At 73.8% G+C, this 11719-nt stretch carries 7 protein-coding genes; 1 reads left to right on the top strand and 6 read right to left on the bottom strand.

Going from position 1 to position 11719, the window contains the following annotated elements; all coding sequences use genetic code 11:
• Positions 1-68 precede the first annotated feature (68 nt).
• Entirely contained in the window at positions 69-1985 is a 1917-nt protein-coding gene (locus ACQP10_RS14435; protein WP_433541521.1) for an ATP-binding protein, read from the top strand.
• Between the two features lie 1005 nt (positions 1986-2990).
• Here the strand turns inward: ACQP10_RS14435 and ACQP10_RS14430 are convergent.
• The 6 genes from ACQP10_RS14430 to ACQP10_RS14405 form a co-directional block, all read right to left on the bottom strand.
• A complete protein-coding gene (locus ACQP10_RS14430; RefSeq protein WP_389995050.1) occupies positions 2991-3986 on the bottom strand; it encodes an alpha/beta fold hydrolase in 996 nt (331 codons plus the stop codon).
• Between the two features lie 181 nt (positions 3987-4167).
• The gene (locus ACQP10_RS14425) at positions 4168-5433 is read right to left on the bottom strand and encodes an acyltransferase family protein (protein ID WP_346019990.1); all 1266 of its coding nucleotides are present in this window, start codon (positions 5431-5433) and stop codon (positions 4168-4170) included.
• Positions 5434-5537: 104 nt separating this feature from the next.
• On the bottom strand, positions 5538-6431 hold the full coding sequence (locus ACQP10_RS14420) for a thioesterase II family protein (RefSeq protein ID WP_346019991.1): 894 nt from the start codon (positions 6429-6431) through the stop codon (positions 5538-5540).
• Positions 6432-6554: 123 nt separating this feature from the next.
• Complete coding sequence (locus tag ACQP10_RS14415) at positions 6555-7694, bottom strand: acyl-CoA dehydrogenase family protein (protein ID WP_346019992.1); 1140 nt, start codon at positions 7692-7694, stop codon at positions 6555-6557.
• Positions 7684-9693 carry a B12-binding domain-containing radical SAM protein gene (locus ACQP10_RS14410; RefSeq protein ID WP_346019993.1) on the bottom strand — a complete coding sequence of 670 codons (2010 nt, stop codon included), beginning with the start codon at positions 9691-9693 and terminating at the stop codon, positions 7684-7686. The genes ACQP10_RS14415 and ACQP10_RS14410 overlap by 11 nt, the downstream gene beginning before the upstream one ends.
• On the bottom strand, positions 9690-11483 hold the full coding sequence (locus tag ACQP10_RS14405; protein ID WP_399500463.1) for an amino acid adenylation domain-containing protein: 1794 nt from the start codon (positions 11481-11483) through the stop codon (positions 9690-9692). Before ACQP10_RS14405 ends, ACQP10_RS14410 begins: the two co-directional genes overlap by 4 nt.
• Between the last annotated feature and the right edge of the window lie 236 nt (positions 11484-11719).

The raw sequence follows: 11719 nt of genomic DNA, 5'->3' as shown, positions 1-11719 counted from the left end.
TCCGTGAAGACCACGGATTCGGCACGCAAAGACCACTGATCGCGGCACCGATGGGTGATGATGTCGAGGTGACGACAACGGGGCCAGGTGAGGTGTCGGCGCGCGAGGCGGAGGTTCTGGAGGCGCTCGGCGCGCGGCTGTCCAACTCGGAGATCGCGAGCAGGCTGCACATCTCGGTGCGGACCGTCGAGAGCCATGTTTCCTCGCTGCTGCGCAAGTACGGCGTCGCCGACCGGCGGGCGCTGGCCGTGCTCGCCGGCGGGGCGGCGCCGCCCGAGGCCGCCCTACCGGGGAGGACGGCGGCCCCGCCGGGGCGGATGGCGGGCCTGCCTGCGGCGCTGACGTCGTTCGTGGGCCGCGAGCGGGAGCGCGCGGCGGTCCTGGCGGCGTTCGGCGAGTCCCGGCTGGTGACGCTGCTGGGGCCGGGCGGGGTCGGCAAGACCCGCCTGGCGGCGGTGGTCGCCGGGGACGCGGCGCCGTCGTTCCCGGCGGGCGGTGCGTTCGTGGACCTGGTCCCGGTGGGCGGGGGCTTCGTCGCGCAGGCGGTGGCGGCGGCGCTCGGCGTCACCGAGCGTCCCCGGCAGCCGCTGGAGGACGCCGTCGCCGAACGGCTCGGCCGGGGCCGGTCGCTGCTGGTCCTCGACAACTGCGAGCACCTGCTCGACGCGGTGGCCGGGTTCGTGGAGCGGACCCTGTCTGTCTGCCCCGGCGCGAGAGTGCTGGTGACCAGCCGCGAGCGGCTGGGCGTGCCGGGAGAGAGGATCGTGCCGGTCGCGCCGCTGCCGGTGGCGTCCGACGCCGAACGGCTCTTCCTCGACCGCGCCGCCGCGGCCGATCCGGGGTTCACCGCCGATCCCGCCGTGATCGCCGAGCTGTGCGCCCGGCTGGACGGCATGCCGCTGGCCATCGAGCTGGCCGCGGCGCGCAGCGCCTCCCTGGGCGCCGACGGTCTGCTGGCCACCCTCGACGACGTCCTGCGGCTGCTCGCCGGCGGGCGCGGGGCGGTCGAGCGGCACCGCTCGCTGCGCGCGGTGATCGGCTGGAGCCACGACCTGCTCGGCGAGGAGGAGCGGACGCTGTTCCGGCGGCTGGCCGTCTTCACGGGCGGGTTCGATCTCGACGCCGCCGTCGCCGTGACGCGTGGCGGGGGCCGGGGTCCGGTCGCCGACGTGCTGGGCCGCCTGGTGGACAAGAGCCTGGTCGTCCGGCGGGGCGGGGAGAGCAGGTGGCGGCTGCTGGAGACGGTCCGCGCCTTCGCCGCGGACCGGCTCGCGGCGGCGGGCGAGACGGACGAGACGCGGCGGCGGCACCTGGAGTGGGCCGCGGCTACCGCGGCGGCGCTGGAGGACCGGACGGCGGACGCGACGGCGCTCCCGGATCCGCGGGCGGGCGGGTGGCGCGACGACTTCGACGCCGTCGCCGACGACCTGCGCGCCGCGCTGGCGGGGTCGCCGCCCGGTCCCGGCGCGGTGCCGCACCGGCTGGCGCGCGCGCTGGGCCGCCTGTGCTACGCGCGGCGGTTCCTGACCGAGTCCCTGGACCACTACCGGGAGGCGGCCGAGCGGGCCCCCGATCCGGGTGAGGCCGCCCGCGACCTGCGCAGCGCGGCCGACGGCGCGCACGCCGTGGCCCCGGCTGGCCACCACGCCTTCGAGTCGCTGCTCGCGTCGGCCGATCGGGCGCGCGCCGCGGGCGACGGCGACGCCGTGGCCGTGGCGCTGGCCGCCGCGGTGATCACCGCGAACCGGTTCTCCGCGGGTTTTCCCGCCGAGGTCCCGCACGAGCGGCTGTCCGCCCTGCTGGAGGAGGCGGCCGCGGCCGGCGACCGGGGGATCCCGTCGTGGCGGCGCTGCTGGCGGCGGCGGCCGCGTGGAACGCGGGCCGGGAGAAGATGGCTCCGGACCCGGTCCTGGCCGCGGCCGCCGCCGAGGCCGCGCGCGCCGCCGGCGACCCGGTGCTCGTCAGCGCGGCCCTCGACGCGGTGAGCACCGCCGCCGCCACGGCGGGCCGGCTCCGGGAGGCGTACCGGGTCACCCGCGAACGGCTCTCCCTGCTCGCCGCGATGTCCCGCGACGATCCGCGCTCCGCCCCGGAGATCACCGACACCTACAACATGGCCGCCACCTACGCCGTGGCGACCGGCGACCTGCGGACCGCGCTGGAGACCGCCCGGTCGGCGCTGGAGGACGACCTGCTGGGCGGTCACTCCTACCTGTCGGAGAGCAGCCTGGTCCTCCCCCTGGCGCTCACCGGCGAGTTCGACGAGGCCCTGCGCCGGGCGGCCGGGATGTGGGACGGCTGGGAACGCGCCGGCGGTCCCGTGGCGGGCTGGATGTCGCCCGCCGTCGCCGCCGTGGCGCTGGTCCATGGCCTGCGCGGCGACGACCACCGGTACCGGTTCTGGCGTGCCCGCGCCACGCAGGTGTCCGGCGGTCCGCGCAACCACGCGACGTTCGCGGCGTTCGCCGACGCCCGCGTCGCCGTGCACAGCGGGCGGTTCGGCGGCGCGGCCGACCTGGTGGGGCTGGTCTTCACCGACTTCCCCCAGGGGCGGTACCAGACCTACGCCCGCGCCGCCGGGGCCGAGCTCGCCGTCGCGGCCGGGCTGCCGGACGCCGCCGAACGGCTGGCCTCGGCGTCGGCCGTCGCGGGCGAGAACGACTGGGCCGCCGCCTGCCTGGCCCGCGCCGAGGGGCGGCGGAGCGGTGACGTCGCGGCCCTGGCGGCCTCGGTGGCGGGCTGGGAGCGGGTCGGCGCCCGCTTCGAACGGGCCTGCACCCTGCTGCTGCTGCCGGACCGCGCCGCCGAGGGCCGCGCCGAGCTGGCCGCGCTGGGCTGCCCCGCGCCCGCCTGAGCCCGGCGGGAGGCGGCGGTGCGCCGCTCCGTGGCCCGGTCACGCGGGACGCGGGCCGCCCGCCTGGACCCGGCGGACATGACCGGACCGCGGGCGGCGGGCGCCCGCGGTCCGGATGGTTCGGCCCTGCGGCCCGCTAGGCGGCGCAGCCCTCCAGGCCGGCCGGCGGCACGGTGCCCTTCGCGCCGAAGAAGAGGTTCGCGCACTTGGCGAGGAACTCGGGGTTCTCCTCGGGGACGAAGTGCGCGGCGTCGGGCGCGACCACCGTGCGGACGTCGTCGGCGACCTGGCCGAACGAGCCGCCCACGCCCTCACCGAAGGAGTACTGCCCGCCGACGGCCAGCACCGGCGCGGTCAGCTTCCTCCCGGCGCCGGCCTTGTTGTTCTCGGCGTCGGCGGCGAAGGCCCGGTAGTACTCGTAGCCGGCGGTCCGCCTGGCCGGGTCGGCGTAGGCCTGGAAGTACGGCTCGGCGTTTATCGCGCCGGGCTGGTGGCTGAAGCCGAACATCATGCCGAGGTAGGTGCGGACGTCGTCGTTGTCCATGATCGTCTCCGGGATCGGCGCCGGAGACATGTTGAACCGGAAGTGCCAGCTGATCCCGTACAGGTCCTCCAGGCCGAAGCCGGCCAGCGGCGTCTCGATCGCGGCGATCCGGCTGACCTCGCCGGGGTAGTCACGCGCGTAGGGGTAGGCGATCAGGGCGCCGAGGTCGTGCCCGATGATCCCGACCTGCTTGAGGCCCAGCTTGACGACGGCCTCGTGGATCCGCCGCGCGGTGGCGGCCTTGTCGTAGCCGCCGGACGGGATGGAGGATTCTCCGAGTCCCGGCAGGTCGAAGGCGATGACGGTGTGCTCGCGGGCGAGCGTCGGCATCACCTTCTCCCACATCTGCCAGGTCTGCGGCCAGCCGTGCAGCAGTACGAGCGCCGGGCCCGAGCCGCCGCGGACGTAGTGGAGGGTCCCGCCTGTCACGGAGACCTTCCCGTGGGAGAAACCGGGCGCGAGACGCGCCGTCCCCTCCTCCGACGGCGTGGAGGCCGTCCGGCTCACGTCGGCGCCGGCTGCGCCTGTGGTGAGCAGGGCCGCGGCGACGGCGGTGAAAGCGGCCACGGCGAGGCGCATCCGCCTCATGCCGGGCCGCCCCGTCCGCCGGGTCCGCGCGGTTTCCTGAGCTGGCTGCATATTCGATTGCCCTTTCCTTGTACTTACCGAGTGCACGGGAGAAGGGGCCCGGCGGACGGGGGGTGCCGCCGGACCCGGAGAAGACCGGGGACCTCCGCGCTCCCGCACGCGGCGACCCCGGGGTCTCGGATCAGCGCGCCAGCACGGGGATGCTCGGCTCGACCGGCTTCTTGCCGAACCGGTTGCGCAGCCGCATGGCGGGCTTCTCCACGGCGTAGTAGCTCACCAGGGCGGCCAGGAAGCTGCCGACCTGGACGATGAGCCACGTCAGGGGGAAGTTGTCGGACGACATGGTGCCGTCGGTGTAGAAGAGGATCATCGGGATGTGCCAGAGGAACATCCCGTAGGAGACCTTGCCGATGTACTGCAGCGGCCGTACGGTCAGCACGGACTCGATGAACCTGGACCGCACCCCCGGAACGGTCAGCGGCGCCAGGAGCAGGAAGACGATCAGCAGGTCGATCGGCTGGTCGAACATGACGACCGCCATGGTCGGGTAGTCCGCCGTGCCCTGGCCTCCGACGGGCGAGAAGCAGAACAGGACGATGACGACCAGCGCCGCGAGCCAGCACAGGCCCGGATACTTCGCCACCAGCCGGTAGGGGGCGAGCATCGTCGTGGGCGACGCCTCGGCGGCTGCCGACATCGCCGCCAGGGCCATGCCGACGGCCAGGTAGCCGAACCAGCCGGGCGGCCAGTTGCCCTGGACGGGGTACGGCCCCAGGGCCGCCGAGTGGCTGTAGGCGCTGAACGCGTAGCCGATCACGATGATCGCGGCGATCGGCACCAGGATGCGGCGTGCCTTGGCGGCCGGGTCGGCGGCCCTGCTCGCGAGGCGGCCGGCGAACCACGCGAAGAACGGCAGCAGCACGTAGAAGGCGCTCTCGGTGGCCATGCTCCAGGTCGACTCCAGGCCGGCCGGGATGGCGCCCGCGTTGTAGACGTGCTGCATGGACAGCACCCGCAGGGCGTACCAGAGGCTGGTGACCTGCTCTCGGCCGAGCGTGAGCATCACGACGATCGACACCAGCCAGAAGGCCGGGAAGATGCGCAGTGCGCGCCGCCAGGCGTACGCCTTCAGGTCGGGCCGTGCCGTACCGGCCATGGTCGCCAGGGCGAAGGGCCGGTAGATCAGGAAGCCGGACAGTGCGAAGAGGATCGGCAGGGACTCCCTGGTGAACCTCTCCAGCACGACGGCGAAGGCGCCGTTGCCCGGGTAGTCCCCGAAACCGATCTGCCCGGCGGTGAACGCCGAATGGATGGTGATGACTGCCAGCACGGCGATGGCCCGGATCCCCTGTAGTTCGGGGAAGTACTGGCGCTTGGTGTCACGGGCCTGCGGGGGCTGAGCGTCCGGGCCACCCCTGCTCGTCCCGCTGGCGATGTCTGTTGCCATGGCCGCTCCTTGAGGAGTTAAACGACCCCTTAAGGGTGGGTGCGCGGCGATCGGCGGCGCATCTCCTGGATTGCGGCATCGGTGGCGTCAGCGGGGTGGGGGACCTACGGGACGGACGTGGCGAACGCGGCTGGAGTGACGTCCCCGGAGGCTCCGGCGGAGGCGGCCCCGACGGGGTCCCGAAGGGACGCCGGGCCGGGGCGGCCGAGGACCCGCGCGAGGTCGGCGGTCAGGGCCGCCGTCAGCTCCGGCAGGTGCTCGCGCGGGAAGAAGTGGCCGCCCTCGAACAGCCGCAGCCCCAGGAAGTCGCGGGTGTGCGCCCGCCACTCGGCCAGCTCCCCGGGGGGCGCCACCGCGTCGGCGGTGCCGCCGAAGACGGTCACCGGGACCGGCAGCGGCGGCTCGGCACGGTAGACGTAGGAGCGGCACAGTGTGAAGTCGGCCCGCGCGACGGGCAGGGTCAGCGCGAGCGCGTCCGGGTCGTCGGCCATCTCCGGCGGCAGCCCGCCCAGCGACCGCAGCGTCGCGGCGAACCGGTCGTCGGGGTCGGCCGGGTCGGGCGTCAGGGCCGCCGCGGCGCCGCGCACCGGCCACGCCGCCAGGGCGAGCAGCGCCGGCGGCGGCGCGCCGTCGCGCAGCAGCGCCCGGGTCAGGCGGTAGCCGAGCAGCGCCCCCATGCTGTGCCCGAACACGGCGTACGGCACCGCGCCGGCGGCCGGGTCACCGGCGTGGAACCCGGCGGAGGACTCCGCCGAGGACTCGGCCAGCGCGTCGGCCAGCCAGCGGGCCGCCTCCTCGCAGTCGGTGAACGGCGCCTGGCGGTGGCGGCCGGGGCGGCCCGGCAGGCGGACCGCGCGCAGCTCGACCCACGGCGGCAGGTGGCGCGCCCACGGGCGGAACATCGAGACGCCGCCGCCGGCGAACGGCAGGCCGTACAGGTGCACCCGCGCCGCGGGGCGGGGCTCGAACGCCAGGTACCACGAGGGCTGGGTGGCCATTTCGCTCCGGATCTCCTCGGACCGGCCGCTCGGGTCAGCGAGTGACCGATCATCCCCTTCACCTTGGACCGGCCGCTCAGATCAGCGAGCGGCCGATCGTCTCCATCGCCTCCGACCGGCCGCTCAGATCAGCGAGTGGCCGATCATCTCCTTCATGACCTCGGTGGTGCCGCCGTAGATGGTCTGCACGCGGGTGTCGACGAACGCGCGGGCCACCGGGAAGTCGCGCACGACGCCGTAGCCGCCGTGCAGCTGCAGGCAGCGGTCCACCACCTTCTGGCACAGCTCGGTGTTCCACCACTTGGCCATGGCCGCCTCCTCGGCGGCCAGCCGCCCGGCCGCGTGCTCGGCGACGCAGCGGTCGGTGAACGCGCGGGCCACCGCCAGCGCCGTGGCCAGCTCGGCGAGCACGAAGCGGTTGTACTGGTGGTGGCCGACGGGCCGGCCGAAGACCTCGCGCTCCCTGCAGTAGGCGAGGGTGTCCTCCATGACCTTCTCGGCCGCGGCGAGCGCCGCCACCGCGATCATCATCCGCTCCTGGCGCAGGGTGCGCATCATGTAGGCGAAGGCCCGGCCCTCCTTGCCCAGGAGGTTGGCGGCCGGGACCTCGACGTCGTCGAAGAACAGCTCGACGGTGTCCATCGCCCGCATGCCGATCTTGTCGAGCTTGCGGCCCCGGGTGAAGCCGGGCCGGTCGGCCTCCACGACCAGCACGCTGGCGCCGGAGGCCGCCGGGCCGCCGCCGGTGCGGGCGACCACCAGGAACAGGTCGGCGGCCGAGCCGTTGGTGATGAACGTCTTCTGGCCGTTGAGCACGTACCGGTCGCCGTCGCGCGCCGCCCGGGTGCGCAGCCGCTGCACGTCGCTGCCGGCGTCCGGCTCGGTGATCGCGATCGCCGTCACCAGGTCCCCGGAGCAGAACCCGGGCAGCCAGCGCCGCTTCTGCTCCTCGGTGGCCAGGGTGCGCAGGTACATGCCGGCGATCTCGTTGTGCAGGGACAGCGCCGGAGCGTACACCCCGGCGCGGGCCAGCTCCTCGGCCACGATCACGTGGTGGCGGTAGTCGGGGTCGCCGCCCCCGCCGTACTCGGTGCCGACGTCCATCCCGAGCAGGCCGCACCGGCCCGCCCTGCGCCACACCTCGCGGTCGGCGCCGCCCTCCTCCTCCCAGCGGGAGTAGGAGGGCAGGATCTCCTTGGTCACGAAGGTCCGCACCAGGTCGCGGAACGCCTCGTGCTCGTCGGTGAACACGTCACGGCGCATCGATCGCTCCGGCGACCGCGTCCGGCACCACGGGCGTCCAGGACGGCAGGATGTCGCGCAGCCGGTTCATCATCACCTGGCAGTACGCGGCGTTGTGGTCCAGGCTGCGGCGGCGCGGGTAGGGCATCTTGTGCCGGCCCGCGTGGTTCACGCGCAGCCGTACCGCGTCCGCGCCGTACGTTCCGAGCCCGGACAGGTCCGCCGTGAGGTCCATGGCGAGGTCCCGGGGCTCCTCCGTGACGACCAGGCCCGGCACCGTCTCGAACGACGACAGCATCTCCACCGCCTCGGCCGGCAGCTCCGCCACCAGGTCGTGGCGGCCCCGCGAGACCACCCGCACGTGCTCCAGCGCGACGGTCGGCTCGGCCACCGCCTCCCGGTAGACGTACGGCCGGGCCAGCAGGTCCAGCTCGAAGGCGATCCGCACCCGGCGGTCGGCCAGCCAGCCCCGCTCCCGCAGGAACCCCTCCAATAGCGTGTCCATCTCGGCCCGGTGGGAGTGCAGCACGTAGTGCAGCACCTTGCCGATGTTGTTGATGTCGTAGTTGCCGAGGGTCTCCACCGACTCGTCGAAGAAGCGGCAGATCTCGGTGTCGGTGCGGCGCCGGAAGTAGTCGGCGGCCATCGTCAGGAAGTCGGTGTGCGAGCACGTCCCCGCCCGGTCCAGCTCGCGGGCGACGTAGAAGGCGGCGCGGGCGTTGTACAGGCTGATCACCGCGTAGTAGAACCACACACCGGCCTTGAAGTCGTCGCGGGTCACCCAGTTCGTCGCGACCACCACGTCGGCCTCGGCCACCGGGTCGTCCACCCGGACGGTGACGACGCCCAGGGCCTCGCGCCGCTCGTACATCGGGGTGTTGCGCAGCAGCAGCTGCGGGTAGGCCACCACCGCGTCGGCGCCGGTACGGCACAGCTTGCCGATGCCCTCCCGGAAGGAGTCCAGGGTCTCCCCCGGCAACGGCCAGATCAGCTCGGTGTAGGAGCTGATCTGCTTCTCGCGCAGCTTGGACTGCAGCTCGACGTAGGTGGACTCCTTGATGTTGGACCGCTCGACCAGGTCGAGGGTCTGCGGGCTGAGGGTCTGCAGCGACACCGGCTGGCTGGTCAGCATGCCGCCCTCGACGAGGATCTCGGTGATCTCGGTGACCCGGTCCGGCCGGTTCTTGGCCGCCTGCATGGTGACCATCAGCGGGTAGCCGTTGCGTTCCTTGCACTCGACCATGTGCCGGGTCAGCTCGACGTCGCGGGGCAGCGCCCCCCAGTTGGCGTCGGCGAGGAAGATGCTCTCGATGCCGTGCTCGCTGATCCACGTCAGGTCCGACTTGACGCGGTCCAGCTCCCAGCGGTGCACCTTGTCGTTGGTGGCCGCGCCCCAGTAGCAGTACGAGCAGCGGAAGGGGCAGCCCCGGTTGGTCTCCACCACGGCGAAGACGTACTCGCCGCCGTCGAACACCCCGGCGGCGAACGGCGAGGGGATCTCGTCGAGCTCCTTGATGCGGGCGGGCTTGTCGGTGGTGACCAGCGCGCCGTCGGACCAGAAGCTGATCCCGGGCACCCGGCCCAGGTCGGGGACGCTCCCGGGGGCGGTGGCGGCCACCTCGCGCAGGAAGGCGGTGAACGGCTTCTCGCCCTCGCCGTTGCAGACCGCGACGTTCTCCCAGTCCGCGGGGACGTACTCGGCGGCGTGGTTCATCACCTGCGGGCCGCCCAGGATGAAGCAGGCGTCGGGGCGGAGCCGTACCAGCTCGTCCAGCAGCGCCTTCATCCGCCGCATGTTCCACAGGTAGCAGCTCATCGCGTAGACGTCGGCGTCGGCCTCCAGCATCAGCGCCACCAGGTCCTCGACCGAGGTCTTCACCTCGGGCGCGTGGATGGTGAAGCTGCAGGCCGCGGCGACGTCCTCGTCCTGCTGCGCGTAGGCCTGCAGGTAGCCCGCGGCCAGCGGCAGGGTGTTGGCGTAGACCGACAGCTCGACGAGGCTGACCTTCAGCGGCCTCATGCCCCCGCCTCCCCCGTCTCGGTGATCCACGCGGCCAGCTCGTGGAGCACGTCGTACTCGAAGAGGTCGTCGGCGCCCAGCCGGATGCCGCGTTCCCTGGCGCGCGTCGCCAGGCGCATCGCCTGCAGGGAGTCGCCGCCCAGGTCGAAGAAGCTGTCGTCCCTGCTCACCGAGGTGATCTGCAGCACGTCGCACCACAGCGCGGCCATCATGCGCTCGGCGTCGGTACGGAAGTCCGGCGCGGCCTGCGCGGCCGGGGCCTGCGCGGGCAGCGGGCGGGCGGCCAGCGCCCGGCGGTCGGCCTTGCCGTGCGGGGTCAGCGGCAGCGACTCCAGGGACACGACGGCCTGCGGCACCATGTAGTCGGGCAGCCACTCGGCCAGGTCGCGGCGGACGTCCGCCGTGTCGAGCGGGTCGCCGGGGCCGGCGGGCACCACGTAGGCGACGAGCCGGTCTCCGGTGTCGTGCTTGACGGCGACGGCCTCGCGCACCCCGGGCAGCCGGTGCAGCGCCGCCTCGACCTCGCCGAGCTCGATGCGGAAGCCGCGCAGCTTCACCTGGTCGTCGGCGCGGCCGATGAAGTCCAGCGAGCCGTCGGGCAGCTCGCGCACCAGGTCCCCGGTGGCGTACATGCGGGCGTCGCCGTCGGGGACGAACGGGTCGGCGAGGAACCGCTCGGCGGTGAGCTCCGGCCGGTCGAGGTAACCGCGGGCCACACCGGTCCCGCCGACGTACAGCTCGCCCGCGGTGCCGGGCGGCACCGGACGGCGCCGCGAGTCCAGGACGTAGGCCCGCATGCCGGGCAGCGGCCGGCCGATCGGCGGGACCTCGTCACGCTTCGCGCGCGGCTGCACCTCGGCGAAGGTGGCGACGACCGTCGTCTCGGTCGGCCCGTACAGGTTGAACAGCCGGAACGGCAGGCCCAGCGGCGGGTGGCGGTGCAGCTTCTCCCCGCCGGTCAGCATCACCCGCAGCGCGCCGCCGTACCCCCGCCAGTCCTGTTCGAGCATCTCGGCGGCCAGCGCGGTGGTGAGGAAGCAGACGGTGATCCGCTCGTCGGCGAGCCAGCGCACGAAGTCGGCCGGGGAGTCGGGCAGCCGGCCCTCGACGACGCACAGGGTGGCGCCGGCGGCCAGGCAGGGCCACACCTCCAGCGCCCAGGCGTCGAAGGACGGCCGGGCGAGCTGGGTCATCCGGTCCCCCGGCCGCACCTCGAAGGTCCGCCGGTGCCAGGTGACCAGGTTCGTCAGGCCCTCGTGCGGCAGCAGGACGCCCTTGGGGACGCCGGTCGAGCCGGAGGTGTAGACGACGTAGCACAGGTCGCCCGGCTCCGGCTCGGAGATCTCGGCGGTGTCGCCCCCGTCGGGATCGCCGCGGAGGGCCTCCTCGACCGTCAGCACCCGCACCGGGCCGCCGGCGAACCGGGCGGCGGTGGCCGCGCGCGTGACGACCAGCGGGACGCCCGCGTCGTCGAGGATCGAGGCCAGCCGGGCGTCCGGCTCGTCGACGTCGGTGCCGACGTACGCGCCGCCGGCGAGCAGCACCCCCAGGGCGGCGACGACCAGGTCGGGCGAGCGCTCCAGGGCCAGGGCCACGAGCGTGCCCCGGGTGACGCCGCGGGCACGCAGCGCCTCGGCCAGCCGGCAGGAACGTTCGTACAGTTCAGCGTAGGTCAGCACGGTTCCGGCGTGCGTGACGGCGGGCTGGTGCGGTTGCACCTGCGCCCACCACGCGACGCGCGCGGTCACGGCCTCGTGCGCGCCACGGACCGCAGTGCTCGCCTCGGTCAATTTTGCCTCCAAGTTCCGATTTCCCGCGTGAAAGGTCGGCCGCCTCGCCCGGCGCGGCGGAGACGGGCGGCAGAGGCGATCAATTCACTGGAACACGGGCCCTTTTCACGCCGCAGGTGACGGTAACGGTCGTATCGTCACCTGCGGTCTCGGCGGGACGCATCTCTTGAATTGCGATGGGACGAAGGCCTGGTGCGGAGGGCGGACAATGCGGGTGGAAAATCACCGTTCCGCAA

Origin of the sequence: Streptosporangium sandarakinum, assembly GCF_050942225.1 — a bacterium.
Taxonomy (GTDB): Bacteria; Actinomycetota; Actinomycetes; order Streptosporangiales; family Streptosporangiaceae; genus Streptosporangium; species Streptosporangium nondiastaticum.
The sequence above is the reverse complement of the archived record's forward strand: the minus strand, read 5'-3'. Positions and strand labels throughout refer to the sequence as shown.